Below are 25,887 nucleotides of genomic sequence, written 5' to 3'. Positions count from 1 at the left end.
ATTGTATGATTTACACATTAAAACTATCCATTATGTGAGTTCTCTACAATTGTTTAACAAGGATTTAGCAGCAGAAATTTAAAATTTGGTAATTTTGGGTATGGCACAAAAACTAAATACCGCGATAATACAGGCAAATTTAAAGTGGGAAGATCCGCAGGAAAATAGAAGTCTTTTTTCAAAAGAGATCAAAGCACTTTCTGAAGATGTAGACTTAATTATCCTGCCCGAAATGTTCACTACAGGTTTTAGCATGAATGCTGAAAGGCTGGCCGAACAGACCGATGGTTTAAGTTTACAGTGGATGCGCGAAATTGCAAAACTGAAAGATGCAGCGGTAACCGGAAGCCTGATCATTACCGAAAATAATAATTATTACAACAGACTTTTCTTTGTTTATCCAGATGGAACTTATAAAATCTATGATAAGCGCCACACTTTTACTTTGGCCAACGAACATAAAACCTATACCGCCGGAAAAGAAAGATTGGTGGTCGAATATAAAGGCTGGAAAATTTGTCCGCTTGTATGTTATGACCTGAGGTTCCCGGTTTTTTCGAGAAATACCGAAGATTACGACTTATTAATATACGTGGCCAATTGGCCAAAGAAACGAGTTTTTGCCTGGGATGTTCTTTTAAAGGCCCGCGCTATAGAAAATATGAGCTATTGCATTGGCGTAAACCGAACCGGAAACGATGGAAATAAAGCCGAATACAATGGGCATAGCGCAGTTTACGACGGTTTAGGCCAAAACATAACCGACTTGGATAGGGAAGAGCCTTTTGTACAGGAAATCGCCCTGGACAAAAATCAATTGGAAGAAACCCGAAGTCATTTCAAATTCCTCCAGGATCGCGATGAATTTACTCTAAAGTAAAAGTCTTTGGCATATCCCAGTTAGACCTTACATCTATGGTATCCCGGTAATATTGGATTTCTTCAGGCTGAATTTTCTTTAGATAATTCCCGGTGTCCCATTTTCGATTTTCATTATTATCAAAAATAACCCGAATAAGATATTTTCCGGGCTTTAAAAATCTGAAATGTAAATTAGTATCACCGTTAGAATATTTTTCGGCCTGTACTTCACCTTTTTCATTAGTGAGTTGAACCAGCAGCGGAAAACGATTCACATTTTGAAGCGTTAAAATAATGCTACCATAATCTGCATAAGACTTAGTATTTAAACTCTGTTGAAGGGTGTCGTTGGTTTCTTCAAAAAGATCGGTAATGGCTCCCGGTAAAGCAGTTACGCGATAATCGGTGCTTTCTTCTTTTTCAAAAGATATTACAATTTCGTTTTCAAGGCGGCGCATTTCAGCATTAAATGGAACTATAACAGAATCTCCATCACGAATGCTAATTAGATCCTGATTAAACTCTGTAATTGGCGTATTTGCCTTCAGTTTAAAATCCTGGTCAAACTCAATACCGCCTGAAGGCTCTGTAGTAATATTTAAAGAATCACGTGCGGCTTCCGCTATTTTTGTAAACAGAGTGTCCCGACGGGTTGGGCTTACTACCTCAAAAGAAAGACTGTCGTTCTCGGGACGAATATTATACCAGTAGTAAAGGGTATCGGTTTTACTATCTTTTACTATTCGCGATTTAAAACCTTCCGGTTCTGGGGTTAGTAAGTTGATTTCTACACTATCTACTCCTTTGTTCCCTTGATACCCAAATAAGATTTGATTTCCTTTTAAGAGTTTAGGTCTTTCGGCTTCAAACTCCAGTTCTTCCTTAAAAATGGTTATTTGATAAGTAGAATCTGTAGGTAGGGTAACATAATTCTCGACGAAACCTATTTTTTCATTTTTCGGATTAAAGTTATAATTATCGTTTTTGTCTTCAACGGCAAGTATCTGGTAGGTACCTTCCTTAAGATTTTCGAGTTCAAAATTTACACTACTGTCTAAAGTATAGGTGATATATCTTGGAGTTTCCTTATAAACCAGAGAATCTGAAAAAGTTGAATCTACTTCATATAAAAAAATAGAAATAAATTCGTTTGGGGCTTTTAAATAAGCGTCTTTTATAGTTCCGGAGATTTTCAACGAATCCAGATAATCACCGGTAGAGAAAACGTACTTAAAATAGGGTAACGGGTTGCCCTCGTTATTATCTACAATACTTTTCCCAAAATTAATGGTATAGGTAGTATTTTCCTGAAGGGAATCCAGGTTCTGGATACGCACATCTTTACGCGCCGTTCCCATAGGCATAATGCTTGGGCGTGGTTCTATTGGTGGTGAAATCACTATTTGCTGACGCGCGTCTTCTAATTTCACGTATTCATTGAAAAAAATCCTGATTTCATCTGCAGAGAAATTAGTATTGTAATTTTCAGGATTTGCCCTTATAAATTTTGGCGGTTCTTCATCTTTGGGACCACCTTCTGGCATTCCTTTCTTGGCACATTGCACACATAGCAGAAGTAGAGCGGCAACAAGTAAAATTCCTGGAATTCGTTTCAGCATAATTTATAAATGAAATCTAAAAGCAAAGAAACAATTATTTTAGGTTTTAACGCGGGTATCAATCTGTAATTGCCATAGTCGCGATACTTAATTTGGTGTTTTTTATTTGAAGGAGTTTATTTCCGCAGGCTTCAAGAGTTGCGCCGGTAGTAACCAAATCATCTACCAGCAAGAGATGATTGTTTTCCAGTTTTTCAGGATTTTCTATCATAAAACTTTCGTCTATACTTCCCCATCTTCCCAAACGTTTTTTAAAAGTCTGGGTGCGTGAAGCCGACTTTTTTACCAGCACGTCTTCAATAAATTTGGCATCTAATTTTTTAGCGAGTTCTTTTCCAAATCCGGTTACCTGGTTGAAACCTCTTTGCTTTAATTTTCTACGATGAAGAGGTACGGGTATTACACAGTCAATTTTTTTAAAGCCGGAATGCGATTCCAGTTCCTCTCCAAGCCAGTTTCCGAGGAAAATCCCAACGTCTTCTTGTTTTTTATATTTAAGGTTGTGTATAAGGTTTTGCACTATGCCTTTCTTTTTAAAATAGAGCAAGGAAGTTGCATTTTCAAGGTGAAGGCGGGCATAAAATACTTTTTTGGTTGCATTTTCGTTATCAAGGTGATAATTAGTAGTTGGGAGTTGATGCAAACAGGAAGTGCAAATCACTTTTTCGGCCTTTAATAATGGGCTGTCGCAGCAATTGCATATTTTTGGATAGAATAGGTTGGCTAAATCGTGAAACATTTGTTAAGTCCTTACGCTTTACCTTAATAAACTCCTAAATTTACAAACAAAATTAATTAAAATGATGACCGAAAAGAAAAACAACACCGCGCTTAAAATTTTAACCGGAGTTTTAGCTGTGGCTTTACTGGCCTTAGGTATCTATACAATTAAATTCTATAACGAAGAGAAGGAAAATAAGGCTATCCTCACCAAAGAAAAAGAGGTGATAGAGGACGAACTTAACGATTTAATCATTAAATATGATGAAGCCATAGATGAAAATCAGGTAATGGATCAAAACCTGGTAGATGCCAGAAACCGAATTGAGCGTTTGCTGGATTCAGTAGAAGACAATGAAGCCAACCTGGTATTAATTTCACGTTATCGCCGTGAAATTAGCAATCTGAAATCAGAAAAGGATCGTTTGTTTAGAGTGGTAGATAGTTTGAATCGTCAAAACCAAATGATGTCTCAAACTTTAGATAGTACTAATGTGATTCTTCAGGAAAGAACAAGAGTTTCTGATTCTTTACAAACTACAAACCAGGATCTTTCTAATAAGGTAGATCGTGCAGCACAGCTTAAAGTTACAAATCTTCGTGGCGAAGGGGTAATTGTAAGAAATAGTGGAAAGCTGGTAGAAAACGACCGAACCGGAAGAATAGATCAAATCAGGACTTGTTTTACTATTACCGCCAATGACCTTGCAGGTCCGGGTGAAAGAGATATGTATGTACAGGTTTATAATCCTGAAAATGAACTTGTAGGTGATGAAATTGTGGTAGAACATGAAGGAGGTGCTATGGTTTATAGCGCAGCTTCAAAAGTTTATTACGAAAACAATGAATTGGATGTGTGTTTGCTGGCCAATACCAACGAAGATAAATTACTGGAAGGCACCTATAAAGTGTATATTTATGCTGATGCAACTTTACTGGGAACTGCCTCATTTAACTTAAGATAATTAAAACCTAAATTTCAAAGGCCGCCCTGCTGTTTATCAGGGCGGTTTTTTTATTTTTGCGCTATGGCAAAACAAGAAGACTTTTTTAAAAATGTAATATCCCATGCTAAAGAGTATGGGTATATTTTTGCATCGAGTGAAATATACGACGGACTTAGCGCCGTTTATGATTACGGGCAAAATGGGGCCGAATTAAAGAAAAACATCAAAGATTACTGGTGGAAAAGTATGGTGCAACTGCACCAGAACATAGTAGGTTTAGATGCAGCAATCTTAATGCACCCAACCACCTGGAAGGCTTCTGGACACGTAGATGCATTCAACGATCCTTTAATTGATAATAAAGATTCTAAAAAGCGCTACCGTGCCGATGTTTTGGTTGAAGATTATGCTGAAAAAATCAATCAAAAAGCACAGAAGGAAATTGCAAAGGCAAAGAAACGTTTTGGCGATAAGTTTGATGAAGAAGAATTTGTAACGACCAATCCGCGGGTAATTCGTTATAAAAAGGAAGAAAAAGAAATTCTTGAGCGCCTTGCAAAATCACTTACCGACGAAAATTTAGCTGATGTAAAGGCGTTAATTGAAGAGTTGGAAATCGCCTGCCCTGAAACCGGATCCAGAAACTGGACCGATGTAAAACAGTTCAATCTGATGTTTGGGACCAAACTGGGAGCTTCAGCCGATTCTGCCACAGATCTATATTTACGACCTGAAACCGCTCAGGGAATTTTCGTGAACTTTTCTAACGTGCAAAAAACCGGGAGGATGAAAATTCCTTTTGGAATTGCGCAAATAGGAAAAGCATTTAGAAATGAAATTGTAGCGAGACAATTTATATTCCGCCAGCGGGAATTTGAACAAATGGAAATGCAATTTTTTGTGCGTCCCGGCGAAGAACTTAAATGGTTTGAGCACTGGAAAGAAACCCGCCAAAAATGGCACGCTTCACTTGGACTAGGCGAAGAAAATTATCGTTTTCACGATCACGAAAAAATGGCGCATTATGCTAATGCCGCTACCGATATAGAATTTAATTTTCCTTTTGGATTTAAAGAATTAGAAGGAATTCATTCCAGAACAGACTTTGACCTTAAAGCACACGAAGAACATTCAGGAAAAAAATTACGTTTTTTCGATCCTGAAATGAAAGAAAATTACGTGCCTTATGTAATTGAAACTTCAATTGGTTTAGACAGAATGTTTTTAGCGGTCTTTTCAGCTTCATTAAAAGAAGAAGAATTAGATGGCGGAACAACAAGAACTGTCTTGAAATTACCAGCAGTACTGGCACCTACCAAGGCTGCGGTTCTTCCGTTAGTGAAGAAAGACGGTTTACCCGAGCTTGCCCATGAAATCATTGAAGAATTAAAATGGGATTTTAGGGTGCAGTATGACGAAAAAGATGCAATTGGACGCAGGTACCGTAGGCAAGATGCAGCGGGAACACCACTTTGTATTACCGTAGATCACGATTCGCTGGAAGACAAAAAGGTGACTGTGCGTTATCGCGACACTATGGAGCAAAAACGTGTGGACATTACAGAACTTAAAACACTCATTCAACAGGAAGTGGATTTCAAGACCTGGATGAAGAAATAAATAAGAAGTGTTTTTTAAAATTACAAAAAGGAGCGGTTAATCAACTTAATCGCTCCTTTTGTTTTAGATAAGCATAGAATCATTATTTTTAGAAAGTAAAAGAAGAAGTCGCGTAAAAATGAAAAAAATTGTATTCCTTTTAGTTTTAATTTTTGGTTTTCATTCTATATTTCTGGGGCAGGATAGAGAAACTGCAGGCCCGGTTTATATAGATTCTACCAAAGCAGTGCCTTCTTCTGCAATGTCAAAAAGAAAACTAATTCCTCCGGCAAAGGAATTCAAAATTTACAATCCTAGGAATCGCGGAATTAATAAAATTGTTCCGGGAAAAGGTTTGCCAAAAACCAAAGATGAAGCACTTCAGCAAAAAATGGGGGAAATCCCTGTGAAAGCTCCTTACTTTACTTTTGAAGCTGCTTCTACACAAGCTACACCTACAGATCCTACTGGAGCTGCCGGCCCTAACCACTATGTAAACGGTTGGAATTCGGCTTTTTCAATTTTCGATAAATCAGGAAACAGAATTATGGAGCCCGCTTCTCTCGCCAGTATTGGTGGAGAATTTACCAATGAGACGCTTGGGGACCCTATTATTTTATACGATGATTTTGCCGATAGATTTATAATTTCACAGTTTAGTGATACTCCTGAAAGTTTTTTGATTGCTGTCTCACAAGGCCCAGATCCAATTAATGATGGATGGTATACCTATCGCTTTACCACAAATGGTGTTTTGCCAGATTATCCTAAAATTTCGGTTTGGGGAGATGGGTATTATATTACTACTAATAAAAATTCAAGAACTGCAGCCACCAGTCAGGTGGTTTATGCTTTAGAAAGAGACCAAATGCTTAATGGTGAAACGGCTCAAATTATGTCATTTCCTTTGCCTGGCATTAGAACCAATGGATTTTACAGTCCGGCTGGGTTTTCCGGGATTGGAGAAGAAATGCCTCCACGGGGAAATTCACCAATAATTTTTCTTCAGGACGATTCCTGGGCGGGAGTTAATGAAGATCATTTAAAGCTCTGGCTTATAAATGTAGATTGGAATAATCCTTCAGCTTCAACGATTTCAGAATCTCAGGAATTAGGAGCTGCAGAAGGTGTTTCGCCGTTTATTGCCACATTTGATGGAGGCTCGTTTTCAAACCTATCCCAACCGGGTGACGATACTCCCGAAATTGATGTGCTACAGGCCACAATGATGTATATGACTACTTACAGACGATTTCCAAATTATAATGCCGTGGTGATGAATTTTGTGGTGGATGTAGATCCCAGTGCAGCAGAACACGCGGGGATAAGATGGTATGAGTTAAGGCAGCAGAATGATGGTGGTCCCTGGAGTGTTTACCAGGAAGGAACTTATGCCCCGGATAATAGTGACCGTTTTAGCGGAAGTATTGGCCTGGATGCCGAAGGAAATATAGCCCTGGGTTATACCGTTTTAAATGATAATCCACAAAATCCTGTTTTTCCATCTCTACGTTATACTGGGAGATACCTGAATGATGAGCCGGGAATTATGACTATTGAAGAGCAAAATATTATTGAAGGAGAAAGTCCTAATCCCAATTCAAGATATGGGGATTACGCGCATTTGAGTGTAGATGCTGCAGACGGACTCACTTTTTGGCATAATGGTGAGTATTTTGTTGGCCAGGAGAGGAGAAATCACGTGGGTGTTTTTAAAATCGCTCCTGATTTTAATAATGATCTAGGGGTGGTTTCCTTGGTTAGTCCGCAGGATGCAAGTTTAGGTACAAACGAAGAAATAATTGTGAAAATCAGGAATTATGGCCGAAATGCACAATCTAATTTTGAAGTTAGTTATAGCATTAATGGTGGCCCCGAAGTGACTGAAACTTTCGAAGAAAGCCTTCCTGCAACCAGTTCTGCAGAATTCACTTTATCTGAAACGGCCGATCTTTCTGAAGTAGGGCAGACCTACGACTTCCTTTTCAGTACAAATTTAGAAGGAGATGAAAACATTGAAAATGATACATTGATTGCTTCGGTTCGAAACTTACCACCAAACGATGTTGGAGTAACCTCAATTGATTCTCCACAAACCGGTGAAAGTTTAGGAAATACAGAAGAATTAACCGTGACTATAGAAAATTTTGGAGGTGAACCACAACAGGATATCCCGGTTTTTTACCAGGTAGGAAATAACACGCCGGTAAGGGAGGTTTTTAATGGTACTCTTGAAGTGGGAGGACTTGAAGTTTATACTTTTAATCAGACTGCGGATATTTCTCCTTCCGGAAGTTATAGAATTACCGCTGGGACACGGCTGGAAAATGATTTTGATGCAAGTAATGATACCAGTGTAAGATCTGTAGCTAATTTAAATTGTATTCCCGAAGGATCTGATTGCAGTTTTGGTGATGGAATTTCATTTTTTGAATTAGAAGATGTTCTCAATGAACGAATTCCCTGTGGAAATGGTTACGCCGATTTTATTGGACTTGCGGCTAATTTAGATCGTTCCCAGGATGAATTTACCGTTTCGGTGCAATCTCATTTTGCTGAAGAAGAGAACGAACAATTCTCGATGTGGATAGATTTTAATGATGATGCCGTTTTTGATGATGAGGAGCGAGTAATCTCTTCAGAGGTTATTCCTACCGCTAATACCTGGCATTCCTATAATTTTAGCATTCCTACAGATGCATCTTTGGGTCAACATCTTATGCGAATAAGAGCCGGAGATACCAGTTTTGATGGAGATCTCAATAATCCCTGTGAAGTAATGGATTATGGAACTACCCACGACTATTCAGTAAATATTACCGATTCTACTTTAGATATCGAAGATTTTATTCTTACCGAGGCTGAATTGGTAGTAGTTTCCGAAGAAAATAAGCAGTATAGAGTCATTATGGAAACCGATTATGAAGAAACTTTGAGAATTACGGTTCATAATATTTTAGGGCAAAAAATGTTAGAGAATCAGGTAGAAAATAATGGTACCGGTTATGTGTATGAGCTGGATATGTCTTACGCCGCGCGAGGAGTTTATTTAGTGAGAATGGGAACGCGGGAAGTAGGAAAGGTAAAACGCTTTATTGTAGAATAGGATTTCTTTAGTTATAATTTTTTCAGGTGTATACGCAAGAATTTACACGCAGGCTGGATGAACTTACTTTAAAGTTCAAAAAGGTATTTGGCAAACTTAATGAACGTGAAATTCATTGGAAACTAAATGCCGATACCTGGAGTATTGCCCAAAATTTAGAGCATCTTATTTTAATAAATGAGTCGTTTTTCCCGATGATTAACAGGTTGCGGAATAAAGATTATAAAAAGCCATTTATAGCTAAACTCGGATTTTTGGTAAAATTTTTCGGAAAGGCGATCTTAAAATCGGTTCAGCCTAATAGCAGTAAAAAAACCAAAACATTCTCAATCTGGAAACCTTCAGAAGAGAATGCTTCAAAAGACATTTTAGCCAGATTTATTGAACATCAGGAAAAATTAAAACAGAAAATTTTAGACTCTGAAGACCTGTTGAAGCAAAACGCAGTAATTTCTTCCCCTGCAAATCCTAAAATCGTATATAAGCTTGATGCGGCTTTTAAAATTATTCTTGCTCACGAAGAAAGGCATTTTCAGCAGGCAAAAAAGCTGTTGGAAATTCAGAAATCCAACTTGTAAATCTTGCATTTAGCCTTATTTTTGAGGAAAATTGACTTAAATGAAGATCATTTCCTATAACGTAAACGGAATTAGAGCTGCCGTAAGAAAAGGCTTTTTAGATTGGGTGCAACAGGCAAATCCAGATGTGGTTTGTTTACAGGAGATAAAAGCAAATCCCGATCAATTAGATCTCGAAGATTTTAAGGAAGCCGGTTATCCTTATCATTATTGGTATCCGGCGCAGAAGAAGGGCTACAGCGGCGTGGCGATTTTAAGCAAACACAAACCTTTGCATATAGAATACGGCACCGGCATAGATTATATGGATTTTGAAGGCCGAACTATTCGTGCCGATTTCGAAGATTTTTCTATTATAAGTTTGTATTTACCTTCGGGGACTAACATTGCGCGGTTGGAGCACAAGCTTCAATTTATGGACGATTTTCAGAAATATGTAGATGAAATAAAACAGGATTTCCCCAATTTGATAATTTGTGGTGACTATAATATTTGCCACGAAGCCATAGATATTCACGATCCAGTTCGACTTAAAAATACATCCGGATTCTTGCCGGTAGAGCGAAAGTGGATAGATAATTTTATGAAAAGTGGCTTTATAGATTCTTTCAGACATTTTAATGAAGAAGGCGACAACTATTCCTGGTGGAGTTACCGAGCCAATGCCCGTGCTAACAACAAAGGCTGGCGTATAGATTATAATCTTGTGGCCGAGCCTTTACAAGAAAAACTGAAAAGAGCCGTTATATTACCCGAGGCCAAACACAGCGATCACTGTCCTGTTTTGGTGGAACTGGAATCAGATTTTTAGAAAGAACGTCATTACAAACGGAGTGAAGTAATCTCTACCAATTTGCAGATTGCTTCGTCCGATAATTATCGGCCTCCCAATGACGGTAAATTAGAGATATTAAAATTTAAATTAATAAAAATGAAAAAATTACTTGTTTTAGCATTCTCAGCGGTTTTTATGCTGACTTCCTGTGTATCTTCCAAAAAATACGGGGAACTTGAAGGCAGGCACGCCGATTTAAAACGTGAAAATAGAAATACACAATCTGAACTCGAGAAATATCAGAACTTAGATGAAGAATTTTCAGCCTTAAAAAAAGATTATGCTGAAGCTACGGCTGAAAGAGATCGTTTACGGGATGAATTGGAAAGTTCACGAAAAAACTATGCAACCCTTAAAAATTCTTATGATGCTTTAGAGGAAAACAGTTCCGCTGCAATTTCAGAAAATTCACGGCAAAATCGTCAACTACTAGCTGAATTGGAAGAGAAAGAACAAGCTCTGGTAGAAGAGCAGAGCAGGCTAAATAAGTTGCAACGTGATCTTGATGCCCGTTCCAGAAGGGTGAACGAGCTGGAAGAATTAATCGCGGCCAAAGATGCTAAAATGAATGCTTTAAAAGACGCTATTTCAAAGGCCTTGACCAATTTTGAAGGTAAAGGTTTAACCGTGGAACAAAGAAACGGAAAAGTTTATGTTTCTATGGAAAATAAATTGTTGTTTAGTTCTGGAAGCTGGGCGGTGAATAATGAAGGAAGACAGGCCGTGCAACAATTAGGTCAGGTACTGGCAGAAAACCCCGATATCGCGGTTCTAATTGAAGGACATACCGATAATGTGCCTTACGGTGGAAGCGGTGCATTAAACGATAACTGGGATCTTTCTACCAAAAGAGCGACCTCTATTGTTCAGATTTTAAGAGAAAACAATAATATAGATCCGCAGAATTTAACTGCAGCCGGGCGTGGCGAATATGCGCCCATAGCTACTAACGAAACTGCCGAGGGAAAAGCAAAAAACCGAAGAATTGAGGTGATTTTAACACCAAAATTAGATGAGGTTACTAAATTGCTGAATGAAGAATAAATTGAATTTCTGAAAAACGATTAATGAAATATACCACCCTACCGAATACCGATATTAAAGTTAGTAAAATTTGCCTGGGCTCCATGACCTGGGGAGAACAAAACACCGAAGCCGAAGGCCACGAACAAATAGATTTTGCACTTGGAAAAGGAGTGAACTTTATAGATACGGCTGAAATGTATTCCATACCGGGCAAACCGGAAACACAGGGCAGTACCGAAGAAATCATTGGTTCCTGGTTTAAAAAATCGGGAAGAAGAGATGAGGTGGTGCTCACTTCAAAAGTGGTGGGTCCTGGAAATTCGATGGAACATATTCGGGAAAATCTTGGTTTTTCTAAAGAAGCGGTAACCGATGCTTTGCATAAAAGTCTGAAGAGATTACAAACCGATTACATAGATCTTTATCAACTTCACTGGCCGGAGCGAAATACTAATTTCTTCGGAAAGTTGGGTTATGAGCACGATAAAGATGAAAAATGGGAAGAGAATTTTAAAGAAGTGCTGCAAACTTTAAATGAGTTTGTAAAAGAAGGAAAGATCAGGCAGGTTGGTTTGTCTAATGAAACGCCCTACGGACTTATGCGTTTTCTGGAAGAAAGCCGGAAGCACGATCTCCCAAAAATGATTACGGTACAAAACCCGTATAATTTACTTAACCGAAAAGATGAAATTGGGCTTACCGAAATTCTTCATCGAGAAAATGTGGGATTATTTCCATATTCACCATTAGGAATGGGTACTTTAAGTGGGAAACATTTAAACGGAGTAGAAGCAAATTCAAGGTTAGGTTTATTTCCGCAGTATAAAAGATATTCAAATAAGCAGGCTTTAAAAGCCACCAAAGCTTATGCTGAAATTGCAAAAAATTATAATTTGAGTTTAGCTCAAATGTCTTTGGCTTTTGTAAATACCAGGCCATTTGTAACCAGCAATATTATAGGTGCGACTTCCATAAAACAGTTAGAAGAAAATATTGGAAGTATAGATTTGGAACTTTCTGAAGAAGTTCTGGAAGCGATCAATGAAGTTCACGAAACTTATCCTAATCCTGCGCCATAAAATTATAATTTTAGAGAATTAGATCCTGAAATAAATTCAGGATGACGCAAAAATTAAATTGGACTCACCAAACTTTGGTGGATATAAGAAGCCTTATTAGCTGAGGTTCTTATATGAAACCAGTCTTTTGTTTTTCCTAAAAATTGAAGCGTGTCCTGAGCTTTTGAAATACTTAAATCCTGGAATTGGAAGTTGTGGGTTTATTTCTAAGATTAGCCGTGCTGCTTTTAACGATCAATTTTTCTGGAATACTGTCCGGTATTTCAGGATCGGTTTCTTGTAAACTAGTTTGATACACAAAATGCAACGGATTTATCGCACCACGGTAACCTTTATAGATTCCAAAATGAAGGTGTGGCGGTGTGGTCCTGGCATTTCCGGTATTGCCTACAAAACCTAAAGTATCTCCTCTCTTCACTTCACTTTTCCTGAGACATTCGCGATACTGTCTAAATGCGCGTAATAAAGCGACTGGTTTCGTTTACGATCGCGTAGCCAAACTTGTTTGCCACCCAAACCCTTTTCTCCTTTATAGCCTATACTTCCATTCGTTGCGGCCACTACAGGAGTGCCTCTTTTTGCAAAAATATCAATGCCTTCGTGGCTCCTGGCACCACCGTCACGATTTGCCCCCCAATAACTTTGCACATTGGCATTAATACCTTCACTAACCGGAAATAAATAAGCGGGATTTTTCTCCATTTTAAATTTGAAGGGGGTATGTGCTTCAATTTCGGGTTGAATTACCAGTTTGTAAGTTGCGGCTTTTTCAGCTTCAAAACTTAAAATTTTCTTCTGAAAATCGTTAGATTCTACTTTTTCAAATTTATTGATGGTATCAGCGGTTTTTTCAAAAAGCTCAATAAAAACCAATTGCTTTGTAGAATCGGTTTCTACCTCTAACTTAAAAACTTCCCCGGGTTGAAGGTCGGTTTCATAAGAATATACCGAAAAATTTTTAGGGTAAAACTTTCCTGTTTCAGCATAGGGAAGGCTGATTTCCACACTATCCTGAAATGCGGTTTTAGATGTATTTTCCCAGATCTGGAACAATTCATCTGAAACATTAAAATCACGTTTATATTGTTCTTTTGCGGTTGGATTGGTAATAAAATCTGATGCTTTATTGACTTGCGAGCAACTCGTAATAATTAAAATCAAGAATAGGCTTAAAATTTTCATCTGCTTCATTGTCTTTCGCTTCCGGGCAATATGGAGCAGTAATTGTGCCACACTAAAAATGCTACTTTTTCATTCTTTCCACCTTATTATTATTGAGATACTTCAATCAATTTACCCAAATAAATGACTAACCACATCCTCAATTTTTGCAACTTTTATAATATTAATGCTGAAGTTTGATTTTGGGATTTTACTTTGTTTGGAAACCATAATTCCCGCAAAACCGAGTTTTTCAGCTTCCATAATACGTTGTTCTACACGGGTTACGGGCCTGATTTCTCCGGCAAGTCCAACTTCGGCAGCAAAGCAAATATCTTTTTCAATAAAAATATCTTCATTTGAAGATAAAATCGCTGCAATTACGGCAAGGTCTATCGCGGGGTCGTCTACACTAATGCCACCCGTAATATTCAGGAAAACATCTTTTGCACCCAATCTGAAACCGGCACGTTTTTCTAAAACGGCCAGTAACATATTCAGTCTTTTCACATTATAACCGGTAGCCGAACGTTGCGGAGTTCCATAAACCGCAGTACTAACCAGCGCCTGGATTTCTATCATTAGCGGTCGCATTCCTTCCAAAGTGGCAGAAATTGCAGTTCCGCTAAGATCTTCATCGTTTTTGGAAATTAAAATTTCTGATGGATTACTTACTTCTCGAAGTCCGCTGCCTTGCATTTCGTAGATTCCCAATTCGTGGGTTGAGCCAAATCGATTTTTATGTGCGCGTAGAATTCGATATACGTGATTCCTGTCGCCTTCAAATTGCAAAACCGTGTCTACCATGTGCTCCAGCACTTTGGGGCCGGCAATGCTTCCTTCCTTGGTAATATGGCCAATTAAAATAACCGGTGTATTGGTTTCTTTAGCGAATTTTATAAGTTCTGCGGTGCACTCTCTAATTTGAGAGATACTTCCCGGCGCACTTTCAATATAATCGCTGTGCAGGGTTTGGATGGAATCTATAATTATTACTTCGGGCTCTATAGCTTCAATTTGCCTAAAGATATTTTGGGTTTTTGTTTCGGTAAGGATATAGCAATTGGCAGCAACGGGATTAATTCGTTCTGCCCGCATTTTTATTTGCTGCTGACTTTCCTCACCGGAAACATATAAAACCTTATAATTTAACTGAAGTGAGATTTGAAGTAACAACGTACTTTTTCCTATTCCCGGTTCACCGCCCAGTAGGGTGAGCGATCCCGGAACAAGTCCGCCGCCCAAAACACGATCCAGCTCGTTATTGCCGGTATGCCATCGGTTTTGAGGGCTGTTTTCAATTTCAGCTATTTTTAAAGGTTTGGCAGTACGTTTTGCTTCCCGCTCGCTAGGAGATTTCCAGTCTTTTGCATCGGGCTTTTCTACAATTTCTTCAGCAATGGTATTCCACTCGCCACAGGCGCTGCATTTGCCCTGCCATTTTGCATACTGACTGCCACAATTCTGGCAGTAAAACGTTGATTTAACCTTGGCCATTTAGCTTGGATTTTTCCTGCTAATAACCGAAATCTTTTTTAATTGCATCGGCTTTAGCGAGCATAAAATCGGTATCTAAAAATGCAATTTTTTCCTGCCCGTATGCATTTTGATAGGTACGCATTGCTTTTTTCGGATTTCCGGTTTCTTCTTCATAACGGGCCTCAAAAAAAGTTCCCAACATTGTACCCGGATAATTATCGTAGGCCAATTCGCTTAAACCTTTATAATCGTCCCAGCGTCTTGTTTTTTCAATAGCATTATGAACAGCTATAAAATCCTCTAACCTTATTTTTTTCTGAATATTAAAAAGCTCGTTGATGCTTTCATATTTATCAGTTAAAAACTCAACTGAGGATACCGAAGTTTGTAATAAAAGCTCGTTGTAATCTTTTTGACTAATAGGCCGGTAAACGCTGAACATACTTTCTAAGGCAGAAGGTATTGCTTTTCCTACCAGGGAATAATGTGTGGCGTTTTCAAAATTATCGAATTTATAAGTTACCAAATCGTTTTCTATAGCAGCAAGCTGAGAGTTTAAATCTTCAATTCCCTTTTTTAACTGTGGAATATCAGCGGTACCTGTAGCCAGATAAATCCACTTTTTAGTTTCAGATTTAGCCAGATTACTGCTGATGCGATCTGCCATTGGTGGCGCTAAATCTGGACTAAGATTGATGTAGCCGTCAAAAATAGGGTCGGGTTTCAGTAAATAATAATTAATAAAATTCGCGGTATAATCGTGCCCCACGATTACCCTAAAATCGGCAGTTCGATATTTAGTATCTAAATGCTGCATAAGTTCCATTCCCAGGAATTCAAAAAAGGCTGCGCCTTTATCTGCCGGAAGAAAGTTTCGCTCATCGTAATAAGCGTCGTCCATTCGGGTTTTACTTTGGTTGATGCCTACGACAATCATTTCGGGCGCATCTTCCCAATAAGAAGAATAATCTACGTTGCCTGCCATAGGTTCAAACAGGTAGTCACCATCCAGTACCAGGATCACCGGATAGGTTTTTGCTGTATTTTCCTCGTAATTTCGTGGGAGTTGAATTTTGATTTCCCTTGTTTCACCGAGCTTTTCGGAAGAAATCGTTTCGTAAAGAGTTTGTGCTGAACTTAGTAGCGGGGCCACTAGCAGCACAAAAATTAGTAATTTTTTTACCATAGGTGTTAGGTTTTGTTTAACCTACACAAGATATATATTATTTTTGACGGTTGAAAATAGGAAGAAATATGAAGGAAAGTCCGCCTAGAATCAATACCAGCACGGTTTGCGTTCCCCAGGTAAGCCAGCCAAAAGCTTCGCCACTTTGTTTAGAAATACCAAAAAGCATCAGGATTGCACCAATTGCAACGGGGTAAACACCAATTCCACCATTTGTTGCAGAAATAGCAAAAGAACCTACAACAAATGCTGCCATTATTATTGAAAATTCAGTATTGTCAAGTCCAGGTATTGAAAATACAATCACGTAGAACATAAGAATATACATCAGCCAGATAAAGAGGGTGTGAAATATAAACGCCCATTTTTGTTTCATTCTTAAAATACTACGCATTCCTTCCAGAAGGCCCCTAGCCATTTTTCTAATGCGAACCAGGAAAGAAAGTTGAGATCTCTTAATAATTTGAAGTCCTAAAACCCCGAGTAATATTAGCACTAAAAGAATTCCCACGCTAAATAATGGGTTAATTTCGTTGGCTTTAAAATAAGCGAGAAGGTGTTCGGTTTGAAGAAATAAAGTAATGGCTGTTATACTAAGCATCACGATTACATCGGCTATTCTTTCTGAAATAATAGTCCCAAAGGCTTTTTCAAAAGGGATTTTCTCGTAAGTAGAAAGACTGGCCGCTCTAAGGACTTCTCCAGATCTCGGAATTCCAAAATTAGCCAAATATCCGGCCATCACCGCCATAAAACTATTGGCTAACTTAGGTTTGTAGCCCAGGGGCTCAAGCATAAATTTCCAGCGGTATGCGCGGGAAAGGTGAGAAAGACCTCCAAAAAGCATGGAAAGTAACAAAAACCACGGATTAGCCGTTGAAATATTTTGCCACAACTCCTCCCGTTCTTGTGGGGTGGCGCTTTTAAGAGAATACCAGATTAAAAAAACTCCCAATAATAATGGGAGTATAATTTTGAGTATTTTAATTATCTTTTTCTTCAACTGATTAACTCAATAGATTGGTTTCTTCGTTTGGGAAAACCAGGGAAGGTTTGAATGCTTTTGCTTCTTCAAAATCCATAATCGCATAAGCAATAAGGATTAAAATATCGCCTTTAGCAACTTTTCTTGCCGCAGCACCGTTTAAAGTAATTTCTCCAGAATTTCTTGGTCCCGGGATTACGTAAGTTTCTAAACGTTCGCCATTGTTATTATTTACAATCTGAACTTTTTCGCCTTCAATAATATTCGCAGCATCCATAAGATCCTCGTCTATGGTAATGCTTCCAATATAATTTAGATCGGCGCCTGTAACTTTTACTCTGTGTATTTTAGATTTTACTACGTGAACTTGCATAGATTATTCTTCGTTATTTAAAGCAATATTATCTATAAGTCTAATATCGCCGGCATAAGCCGCTATAAAAGCGCGGTAATTATTACCTTTTCTTTTTCGGTTAATTTTTTTTAAAGTTTGGGTGTTTGCAATTTCAAAATATTCCAATTCTAGAACGGGATGATTTTTAAATTGCTCTGTTACCCAATCGTGGATATAATCTGCACTTTTTGTGCCAAATAATTCCCTGGTTTGAAGAAGCGTTTGATAAATAAAAGCAGCTTTTTCACGCTGATCTGTATTTAACCTTTCGTTTCTTGAACTCCTTGCTAAACCGTTATCCTCTCGCAAAATAGGACAGCCAATAATTTCTACCGGAAGTTCTGCTTTTTCGGTTAACTTTCTTATAATTTGTAATTGCTGAAAGTCCTTTTCACCAAAAAATGCTTTGTGTGGTCCAACGATAGTAAACAATCTTTTAACTATGGTCCCCACGCCGTCAAAATGTCCGTTTCGGTATTTTCCTTCCATTACTTGCTCCAAACCGTCAAAATTAAACTGCTCAGAGCTTATGTTTTCACCGTATAATTCGTTCGCGGTAGGAGCAAAAACCCAGAGGTTCTCACTGGCTTCTTTCAGGAGCTTAATGTCTTGTTCTAAAGTGCGTGGATATTTCTCAAGATCGGCGGGATTGTCAAATTGGGTTGGGTTTACAAAGATGCTGATAATCACCCGATCACATGATTGTAAAGCTTGTTTAACCAAAGATAAATGGCCGTGGTGTAAAGCACCCATGGTAGGTACCAAACCAATGGTTTTGGCTTTAGATTTTTCGGCTTTAATCGCCGCTTTTAAAGGGGTTTTTTCTTTGAAAACCTGCATTTTATTATAAAATTAACAGCGTGCAAACTTAATATATTACCAGCAATCTGCATAAATTTTTGTAATTTTGCGTGTTTTTTGTTCGCAATCGCAATTAAAGCAATCAATTTATGAAAGATAAGAGGATATTGTACGTATCATCTGAAGTTATTCCTTACCTGCCCGAAACCGAAATATCATCCACGTCTTTTGAAGCCGCAAAAATGGTAAATAATATTGGAGGGCAAATTAGAATTTTTATGCCCCGGTTTGGTAACATCAACGAACGTCGCCACCAGTTACACGAAGTGATAAGACTGTCGGGGATGAATTTGGTGATTAATGACCTGGATATGCCGTTGATTATTAAAGTAGCTTCGATCCCAAAGGAGAGAATGCAGGTTTACTTTATTGACAACGAAGATTATTTTAAAAGAAAAGCTACGCTTACCGATGAGGAAGGCAATATGTTTGATGATAACGACGAACGAGCCATCTTTTTTGCCAAAGGAGTAATAGAAACCGTTAAGAAATTAAACTGGTCTCCCGATATAATTCACGTTCACGGCTGGCTGGCATCTCTGCTTCCGCTATACCTTAGACGTTATTATGGGAATGAGCCGTTATTTAGTGGTGCAAAAATTGTTACCTCTGTATACAATCAAGACTTCGAAGGAACGTTAGATGAGAATATGCAGGAGAAAGTTTTGTATGACGGGATGGAAAAAGAAGATATAAAACATTTAAAAACCCCAAACTACGTTAATTTAATGAAGCTTGCGGCAGATCATTCAGATGCTATCATTACTGCAGGTGAAAGTATTCCTGAAGATCTTTCAAAATACCTTGGCAAGCTTAATAAGCCTTTGCTTCCGTATAAAAACAGGGAAGAATTTAGCCAGGCTTATCAGGATTTTTACATAAACGAAGTTTTATCTGAATAGAAATTTTATCGAATGAATTTAATGAGAATGATGTATAAAACAGCAACTTTATTTGTTGTTGTTTTTGCTTTTGTGGCCTGTGATGATGAATATAGCACCGTTGGCGGAGAAATTATAGAAAACCCGAGTAACCTAGAGCTGGAAGAAGTTGAAGTAACTGCTTACAGTAAAAAACTGAACTCAGTACAAACCAATAATCTGGGAAACCATTTACTTGGTGTTTATAATCACCCAATTTACGGGCAAACTACGGCAAGCATACTTAGCCAGATTTCTTTGCCTACTAATAATCCTACTTTTGGTGTGGAGCCAGAGCTTGATAGTGTGGTTTTAACCATTCCTTACTTTAGTACAGAAGGAGATTTAGATACAGACGGAAATATAGAGTACGTTTTAGATTCGGTTTATGGAAATACGCCGATTAAAATTTCACTTCAGGAATCTAATTATTTTCTGAATACTTTAGATCCTGAAGCCGATTTTCAAGATCGTCAAAAGTATTATTCAGATCAACAAGACTTGTTTGAGCAAAACCTTATTGGAGAAGTAATTTATGAAAATGAAAATTTTATACCCTCTCCCCAAGCCATCGTTTCTTATGAAGAAAATGATGAAGGGGTGCAGGATACTATAAGTTCTGGCCCTGCTTTAAGAATTAAATTACCGGTAGACTATTTCCAGGAGAAAATAATAGATAAGGAAGGTTCTAGTGTGCTTAGCAATAATAACAATTTCAAAAATTATTTGCGCGGAATGTTTATTAAAGCGGAGGCAACTGCTGAAGATGGTACAATGATGTTGTTTAACCTTCAGTCTGGCGACGCTGGCATTGAGCTTTTTTATACTACTGAAGTGGAAACTACCAATGATGATGGAGATATTGAAACGCTAAGAAGCCCCAGAAGTTACGCGTTGAATTTTGGAAGTACCATTGTAAATACATTTTTAGGTGAATATCCGGGAGATGTGTTGCAGGCTATAGAAGAAAGCAATGAAGAATCTGGAGCAGAAAAACTTTTCCTTAATGGAGGTGAAGGAACTATGGCTGTGATTGAGCTTTTTGAAAATGAAGAGCAAATAGTAGCATTTAGAGAAAATGAGTGGCTAATTAACGAAGCTAACCTTACATTTTATGTAGATCAGGATTTTGTAAGTGGGATTGATCAGCCTACACGTCTTTATTTATATAATTTAGATGATAACAGAATTATAGCCGATTACAGTTTTGCCATGAACTTTGTGCAAGACGGTAATGAAAATAGTCCATCTACTTCGCTTACTTCTTTCTCTACACCCTTGGAAATTGATGAGGATGAAAACGGAGTACGTTATAAACTCAATCTTACTCAGCACGTAACTAATATTATTGAAGGCGATGCAGATAATGTAAGATTAGGATTAGCTATTACTCAAAATATTAATATCACCAATAACTCAGCGGTTAGAAATACTGAAAATGTAAAGTTCTATCCTGCAATGGGGATTATTAGTCCTAAAGGAACTGTGTTGCACGGAAACCTTTCAGATGATGAGGAAAAAAGATTAAAACTTAGAATTTACTATACAGAAATTAATAATTAAATAATACCAATATACTATGTGCGGAATTGTAGGATATATTGGGCATAGGGATGCTTATCCCGTTGTCTTAAAAGGACTCCAGCGACTGGAATATCGGGGATATGATAGTGCTGGGATAGCGATTTACGATGGAGAGGAACTTAAACTTTGTAAAACCAAAGGGAAAGTTGCCGATCTAAAAGAAAAACTTGAAAACACTATAACTACCAATGGAAATGTAGCTATTGGGCATACACGTTGGGCAACCCACGGCGTGCCAAACGATGTGAATTCTCACCCGCATTACTCAAATTCTGGAGATATTGTAATTATTCATAATGGAATTATAGAAAATTACGATGCCCTCAAAAAGGAATTAAAAACTCGTGGTTATACTTTTGAAAGTGATACCGATACCGAGGTTTTGGTAAATCTTATTGAAGATGTAATTATTAACGAAGGCGTTAAATTGGGAAAAGCGGTACAAATCGCCTTAAACCAAACAATTGGCGCTTACGCTATTGCGGTTTATAACAAAACCAAACCCGATGAAATTGTTGTGGCACGTTTAGGTAGCCCGCTAGCTATTGGAGTTGGGGAAGACGAATTTTTTATCGCTTCAGATGCCTCTCCATTTATTGAGTATACCAACAACGCAATTTACCTGGAAGACGGTGAAATGGCGGTGGTAAGAAGAGGTAAAGAGGTTAAGGTTAGAAAGATTAAAGATGACACTTTGGTAGATCCTTATATTCAGGAACTTCAACTTAATCTTGAGCAAATAGAAAAAGGTGGTTACGAGCACTTTATGCTTAAAGAAATTTACGAACAACCAACCGCAATTAAGGATACTTATCGCGGTAGAATGTTAGCGGATGAAGGTTTAATAAGAATGGCCGGGGTAGATGATAACCTGGAGCGTATTGCTAATGCAAAACGTATTCTTATCGTTGCTTGCGGTACCAGCTGGCACGCTGGATTGGTAGCCGAATATATTTTTGAAGAGCTTGCGAGAATTCCTGTAGAAGTAGAATATGCTTCAGAATTCAGGTATCGTAATCCTATTATTTCAGAAAAAGATGTAATTATAGCTATTTCCCAAAGTGGAGAAACTGCCGATACTATGGCGGCTATAAAACTTGCCAAAGAAAAAGGCGCATTTGCTTTTGGAGTTTGTAACGTAGTAGGTTCTTCTATTTCCAGGGAAACACACGCGGGTGCTTATACTCACGCTGGGCCTGAAATAGGTGTGGCTTCAACAAAGGCTTTTACAACTCAAATTACAGTGTTGACTTTAATGGCGCTAAAACTTGCAAAACATAACGGTACGATCTCTAATACAGATTTCATGACCTATTTGCAGGAAATGGAACGTATTCCTTCAAAAATCGAAAAAGCACTGAAAGGTGATGAGCACATAAAAATGATTGCCGATATTTATAAAGACGCTAGAAACTGTCTTTATTTAGGTAGAGGATTTAACTTCCCGGTTGCTTTAGAAGGCGCACTTAAGTTAAAGGAGATTTCTTATATACACGCGGAAGGATATCCTGCTGCCGAAATGAAACACGGCCCAATTGCGCTTATCGATGAAGAAATGCCAGTGGTGGTTATTGCAACCAAAAAAGGACATTACGAAAAAGTGGTAAGTAATATTCAGGAAATAAAATCCAGAAGCGGTAAAATTATCGCGATCGTTACTGAAGGTGATACCGAAGTGCGCGATCTTGCCGATCACGTAATTGAGGTGCCTGAAACGTTAGAACCGCTTACACCGCTTCTTACAACTATCCCACTTCAGTTGTTATCGTATCATATTGCGGTAATGCTCGGGAAAAATGTAGACCAGCCAAGGAATTTGGCAAAATCGGTTACGGTTGAATAAACTTTCATAATAAATAATAAGAGTATAAAAATCCCTTTTGAATTTTTTCAGGAGGGATTTTTTGCTTCAGAATGATGCTTTAAAACTTATTTTTGCCGGCTTTGAGAATCAGCAAAAAAGTTATTTTAAGAGAGGTATGATTTTATTAAGAAAAAACTATCTTTGCAGCCTGAAAATACCCTTGTTCTATTTTAACACATTGTGAATTATTACATTGAGTGTTTCAGATATTTTAAATACGAAAACATTAAAGAATTAAATAATGTCTAAAGTAACAGGTAAAGTTGCCCAAATTATTGGCCCTGTAGTTGATGTTGTGTTCGACTCAGAGAATGCTGAATTGCCAAAAATCTACGATTCTTTGGAAATCACCAGAAAAGATGGTTCCCTTCTAATTTTAGAAGTGCAATCTCACATTGGTGAAGAAACAGTGAGAACAGTATCTATGGATTCTACCGATGGTTTAAGCCGTGGGGTTGAAGTAGTAGCAACAGGTGCGCCTATTCAAATGCCGGTTGGTAAAGAAGTTTATGGCCGTTTGTTTAACGTGGTAGGTGATGCTATTGATGGACTTGGGAATTTGCCTAAAGCCGGAAAAGCCGGTATGTCCATTCACAGGGAAGCGCCAAAATTTGAAGACTTATCTGTTTCTACAGAAGTTTTATTTACCGGGATTAAAGTAATTGACCTTATTGAGCCTTATGCAAAAGGTGGTAAAATTGGTCTTTTTGGTGGTGCCGGTGTTGGTAAAACAGTACTTATACAGGAATTAATTAACAATATTGCCAAAGGCCACGGTGGTCTTTCGGTATTTGCCGGAGTAGGAGAGCGTACTCGTGAAGGGAATGACCTTCTTAGAGAAATGCTTGAATCTGGTATTATAAAATACGGTGATGCTTTTTCTGAATCTATGGAAGAAGGCGGATGGGATCTTAAGAAAGTAGATAAAACTGCTATGCTGGATTCTAAAGCAACTTTCGTTTTCGGACAAATGAACGAGCCACCTGGAGCACGTGCTCGTGTAGCGCTTTCTGGATTAACTATTGCTGAATATTTCCGTGATGGAGCCGGAGAAGGCCAGGGGAAAGACGTTCTTTTCTTCGTAGATAACATTTTCCGTTTTACACAGGCCGGTTCAGAGGTGTCTGCACTTCTAGGGCGTATGCCTTCAGCGGTAGGTTACCAGCCAACTTTGGCAACAGAGATGGGTGCGATGCAAGAGCGTATTACTTCAACTAAAAACGGATCTATTACTTCTGTACAGGCGGTTTACGTTCCTGCAGATGACCTTACGGATCCGGCGCCGGCAACTACTTTTGCCCACCTGGATGCTACAACGGTACTTTCACGTAAAATTGCCGAGCTTGGTATTTATCCTGCGGTAGATCCTTTAGAATCTACGTCAAGAATTCTTACTGCCGATATTTTAGGTGACGATCATTATAAATGTGCACAACGAGTAAAAGAGCTTTTACAGCGTTATAAAGAATTGCAGGATATTATTGCTATTCTGGGTATGGAAGAGCTTTCTGAAGAAGATAAGCTTGCCGTATCTCGTGCAAGACGTGTACAACGTTTTCTTTCTCAACCTTTCCACGTAGCCGAGCAGTTTACTGGTTTAAAAGGAGTTTTGGTTGATATTAAAGAAACTATTAAAGGATTTAATATGATTATGGACGGGGAATTAGACCACCTTCCTGAATCTGCCTTTAACCTTAAAGGAACCATTGAAGAAGCGATCGAGGCCGGTGAGAAAATGTTGGCTGAAGAAGACTAATTTATTTTAGTATGCAGTTCTTTCTAGGTAAACATTACGCAGAAATTTCTGTGTTGTTACCGAAAGCTGTAAACACAAACTAAAAAATATGTACTTAGAAATAGTAACTCCTGAAGCGGTAGTTTTTAAAGCTGATGTTGATGCAGTAAAAGTTCCCGGTCACGATGGGGAATTTCAAATGCTGAACAATCACGCGCCTATAGTTTCTACATTGGTTGAAGGTGAAGTTAAAATTCAACTTGCTGCCTCTAATAAAGAATTGGACGATGAACTTTCTGAAGAATTTAGAAAGGATTCTGCAAATAGCAATGTTCTTTATTACACCATAAAAGGTGGTGTTTTAGAAATGAAAGACAACAAAGCCATTATTCTGGCCGATTAACTTTCAGGAAATTTAATATAGAAAAAGCCGGGCAAGTGCCTGGCTTTTTTAGTTTTTGGTATATTCTAAAATATCTCCCGGCTGGCAATCTAAAGCTTCGCAAATAGATTCTAAAGTGGAAAACCGCACCGCTTTTGCCTTCCCGGTTTTTAAAATTGAAAGATTAGCTGTGGTAATTCCTATTTTTTCCGCCAGTTCATTGCTTTTCATACCGCGTTCCTCCAGGATCTTATCCAGATTTATAATGATTGGCATAGCTATATAGTAAGTTGATTTTCTTCCATTAGGTTATTTCCTTCTTTGAAGATTTCAGCTAGAATAAAGGCAATTAAGGAAAGGAGCAGGACATTAATGGAAACTGAAAAGGAAGTTTTGGTATATTCATTAAATGCCCAATAATTAAATGTTGAAAGTCCTGTTATTAGTAGGCAGTAATAGCCAATTTTTCGAAAAGCTTCTACATTGGTTTGATGAAAAGTTTTTAGTTCTCTAACAGATTTAAGTACTTTTCCAAATTGAGTTATAATTAGATAGTTTAAAATTAGGATAGCTATAAACTTTAAATAAGAAAAATATAAAGAAAGGAATCTCCAGTCGCTCAGTTTTAATTTTTGATCTCCGATAGGATTTTCTCCAACAACATCTGTTGTTTCATACCGTATTGGCGAATCACTTTCCGGTTGTTCTATCTTCCATTCCTTATATGAATCTTTATCAAATTGAAAATGAATAAAAATCGTAGTAGTGATAATTATCGCAATTGCAATTAATACTTTGTAGAATTGACAAAGGAAATTAGCAATATTCAAAAGGGAATTTTTGTTCATTAGTGTATAATTATCGTTTTGCGATAACAAACCTACATTAAATTATCGAAAAACAATAACTTTATAAAATGATATCGATAAATTATTTTTAGCATTTTAAGAAGTTTGCTAAGAAACA

General features: G+C 37.9%; 24 protein-coding genes. 13 read left to right on the top strand and 11 right to left on the bottom strand.

Going from position 1 to position 25,887, the window contains the following annotated elements; translation table 11 throughout:
• Nucleotides 1-100 precede the first annotated feature (100 nt).
• Entirely contained in the window at nt 101-880 is a 780-nt protein-coding gene (locus LB465_RS10075) for an amidohydrolase (protein ID WP_224469740.1), read from the top strand.
• On the opposite strand, the gene LB465_RS10070 is transcribed toward LB465_RS10075, so the two are convergent.
• Together LB465_RS10070 and LB465_RS10065 are read right to left on the bottom strand one after the other, a co-directional pair.
• Complete coding sequence (locus LB465_RS10070; protein ID WP_224469739.1) at nt 867-2,480, bottom strand: Ig-like domain-containing protein; 1,614 nt, start codon at nt 2,478-2,480, stop codon at nt 867-869. The two genes, LB465_RS10075 and LB465_RS10070, sit on opposite strands and share 14 nt — an antisense overlap.
• 58 nt (nt 2,481-2,538) lie before the next feature.
• Entirely contained in the window at nt 2,539-3,219 is a 681-nt protein-coding gene (locus LB465_RS10065; RefSeq protein ID WP_224469738.1) for a ComF family protein, read from the bottom strand.
• A gap of 61 nt (nt 3,220-3,280) precedes the next feature.
• Between LB465_RS10065 and LB465_RS10060 the strand changes: the two genes are divergently transcribed.
• From LB465_RS10060 to LB465_RS10030, 7 genes are all read left to right on the top strand, one after another.
• Entirely contained in the window at nt 3,281-4,165 is an 885-nt protein-coding gene (locus LB465_RS10060) for a hypothetical protein (protein WP_224469737.1), read from the top strand.
• A 63-nt stretch (nt 4,166-4,228) separates the two neighbouring features.
• On the top strand, nt 4,229-5,767 hold the full coding sequence (locus LB465_RS10055; protein WP_224469736.1) for a glycine--tRNA ligase: 1,539 nt from the start codon (nt 4,229-4,231) through the stop codon (nt 5,765-5,767).
• A gap of 118 nt (nt 5,768-5,885) precedes the next feature.
• On the top strand, nt 5,886-8,852 hold the full coding sequence (locus LB465_RS10050; RefSeq protein WP_224469735.1) for a T9SS type A sorting domain-containing protein: 2,967 nt from the start codon (nt 5,886-5,888) through the stop codon (nt 8,850-8,852).
• 26 nt (nt 8,853-8,878) lie between these two features.
• The gene (locus LB465_RS10045; protein ID WP_224469734.1) at nt 8,879-9,430 is read left to right on the top strand and encodes a DinB family protein; all 552 of its coding nucleotides are present in this window, start codon (nt 8,879-8,881) and stop codon (nt 9,428-9,430) included.
• 40 nt (nt 9,431-9,470) lie between these two features.
• The gene (locus LB465_RS10040) at nt 9,471-10,241 is read left to right on the top strand and encodes an exodeoxyribonuclease III (RefSeq protein WP_224469733.1); all 771 of its coding nucleotides are present in this window, start codon (nt 9,471-9,473) and stop codon (nt 10,239-10,241) included.
• Between the two features lie 120 nt (nt 10,242-10,361).
• Nucleotides 10,362-11,309: an OmpA family protein gene (locus LB465_RS10035; protein ID WP_224469732.1), complete on the top strand. Its 948-nt coding sequence runs from the start codon at nt 10,362-10,364 to the stop codon at nt 11,307-11,309.
• Between the two features lie 23 nt (nt 11,310-11,332).
• Nucleotides 11,333-12,370, top strand: coding sequence for an NADP(H)-dependent aldo-keto reductase (locus LB465_RS10030; protein ID WP_224469731.1), 1,038 nt, complete (start codon nt 11,333-11,335; stop codon nt 12,368-12,370).
• Nucleotides 12,371-12,542: 172 nt separating this feature from the next.
• Here the strand turns inward: LB465_RS10030 and LB465_RS18365 are convergent, their stop codons facing one another.
• Genes LB465_RS18365 through panC form a run of 7 tightly spaced genes read right to left on the bottom strand, consistent with a single transcriptional unit; the run spans nt 12,543 to nt 18,415 of the window.
• Entirely contained in the window at nt 12,543-12,788 is a 246-nt protein-coding gene (locus LB465_RS18365; RefSeq protein ID WP_317198432.1) for a M23 family metallopeptidase, read from the bottom strand.
• Nucleotides 12,785-13,603: a M23 family metallopeptidase gene (locus LB465_RS18415; RefSeq protein WP_317198431.1), complete on the bottom strand. Its 819-nt coding sequence runs from the start codon at nt 13,601-13,603 to the stop codon at nt 12,785-12,787. The genes LB465_RS18365 and LB465_RS18415 overlap by 4 nt, the downstream gene beginning before the upstream one ends.
• Before the next feature lie 60 nt (nt 13,604-13,663).
• Complete coding sequence (gene radA / locus LB465_RS10020; protein WP_224469730.1) at nt 13,664-15,028, bottom strand: DNA repair protein RadA; 1,365 nt, start codon at nt 15,026-15,028, stop codon at nt 13,664-13,666.
• Between the two features lie 19 nt (nt 15,029-15,047).
• On the bottom strand, nt 15,048-16,196 hold the full coding sequence (locus tag LB465_RS10015) for an alpha/beta hydrolase (RefSeq protein WP_224469729.1): 1,149 nt from the start codon (nt 16,194-16,196) through the stop codon (nt 15,048-15,050).
• Nucleotides 16,197-16,233: 37 nt separating this feature from the next.
• Nucleotides 16,234-17,199, bottom strand: a complete 966-nt coding sequence (locus tag LB465_RS10010; protein ID WP_224469728.1) for a lysylphosphatidylglycerol synthase transmembrane domain-containing protein — start codon at nt 17,197-17,199, stop codon at nt 16,234-16,236.
• A gap of 4 nt (nt 17,200-17,203) precedes the next feature.
• On the bottom strand, nt 17,204-17,554 hold the full coding sequence (gene panD, locus LB465_RS10005; RefSeq protein ID WP_224469727.1) for an aspartate 1-decarboxylase: 351 nt from the start codon (nt 17,552-17,554) through the stop codon (nt 17,204-17,206).
• Nucleotides 17,555-17,557: 3 nt separating this feature from the next.
• Nucleotides 17,558-18,415 carry a pantoate--beta-alanine ligase gene (panC, locus tag LB465_RS10000; protein ID WP_224469726.1) on the bottom strand — a complete coding sequence of 286 codons (858 nt, stop codon included), beginning with the start codon at nt 18,413-18,415 and terminating at the stop codon, nt 17,558-17,560.
• 110 nt (nt 18,416-18,525) lie between these two features.
• Between panC and LB465_RS09995 the strand changes: the two genes are divergently transcribed.
• From LB465_RS09995 to LB465_RS09975, 5 genes are all read left to right on the top strand, one after another.
• Entirely contained in the window at nt 18,526-19,338 is an 813-nt protein-coding gene (locus LB465_RS09995; RefSeq protein WP_224469725.1) for a glycogen/starch synthase, read from the top strand.
• A gap of 12 nt (nt 19,339-19,350) precedes the next feature.
• Nucleotides 19,351-20,919: a DUF4270 domain-containing protein gene (locus tag LB465_RS09990; protein WP_224469724.1), complete on the top strand. Its 1,569-nt coding sequence runs from the start codon at nt 19,351-19,353 to the stop codon at nt 20,917-20,919.
• Nucleotides 20,920-20,935: 16 nt separating this feature from the next.
• Nucleotides 20,936-22,783, top strand: coding sequence for a glutamine--fructose-6-phosphate transaminase (isomerizing) (glmS, locus tag LB465_RS09985; RefSeq protein WP_224469723.1), 1,848 nt, complete (start codon nt 20,936-20,938; stop codon nt 22,781-22,783).
• A 262-nt stretch (nt 22,784-23,045) separates the two neighbouring features.
• Entirely contained in the window at nt 23,046-24,560 is a 1,515-nt protein-coding gene (gene atpD / locus LB465_RS09980; RefSeq protein ID WP_079711240.1) for a F0F1 ATP synthase subunit beta, read from the top strand.
• 88 nt (nt 24,561-24,648) lie between these two features.
• A complete protein-coding gene (locus LB465_RS09975; RefSeq protein WP_224469722.1) occupies nt 24,649-24,942 on the top strand; it encodes a F0F1 ATP synthase subunit epsilon in 294 nt (97 codons plus the stop codon).
• 48 nt (nt 24,943-24,990) lie between these two features.
• On the opposite strand, the gene LB465_RS09970 is transcribed toward LB465_RS09975, so the two are convergent.
• Together LB465_RS09970 and LB465_RS09965 are read right to left on the bottom strand one after the other, a co-directional pair.
• Nucleotides 24,991-25,197, bottom strand: a complete 207-nt coding sequence (locus tag LB465_RS09970) for a helix-turn-helix domain-containing protein (RefSeq protein ID WP_224469721.1) — start codon at nt 25,195-25,197, stop codon at nt 24,991-24,993.
• Between the two features lie 2 nt (nt 25,198-25,199).
• Nucleotides 25,200-25,769 carry a DUF2975 domain-containing protein gene (locus LB465_RS09965; RefSeq protein ID WP_224469720.1) on the bottom strand — a complete coding sequence of 190 codons (570 nt, stop codon included), beginning with the start codon at nt 25,767-25,769 and terminating at the stop codon, nt 25,200-25,202.
• Nucleotides 25,770-25,887: the final 118 nt, after the last annotated feature.

Source organism: Salegentibacter lacus, from assembly GCF_020164555.1.
GTDB classification, from domain to species: domain Bacteria; phylum Bacteroidota; class Bacteroidia; order Flavobacteriales; family Flavobacteriaceae; genus Salegentibacter; species Salegentibacter lacus.
The sequence above is the reverse complement of the archived record's forward strand: the minus strand, read 5'-3'. Positions and strand labels throughout refer to the sequence as shown.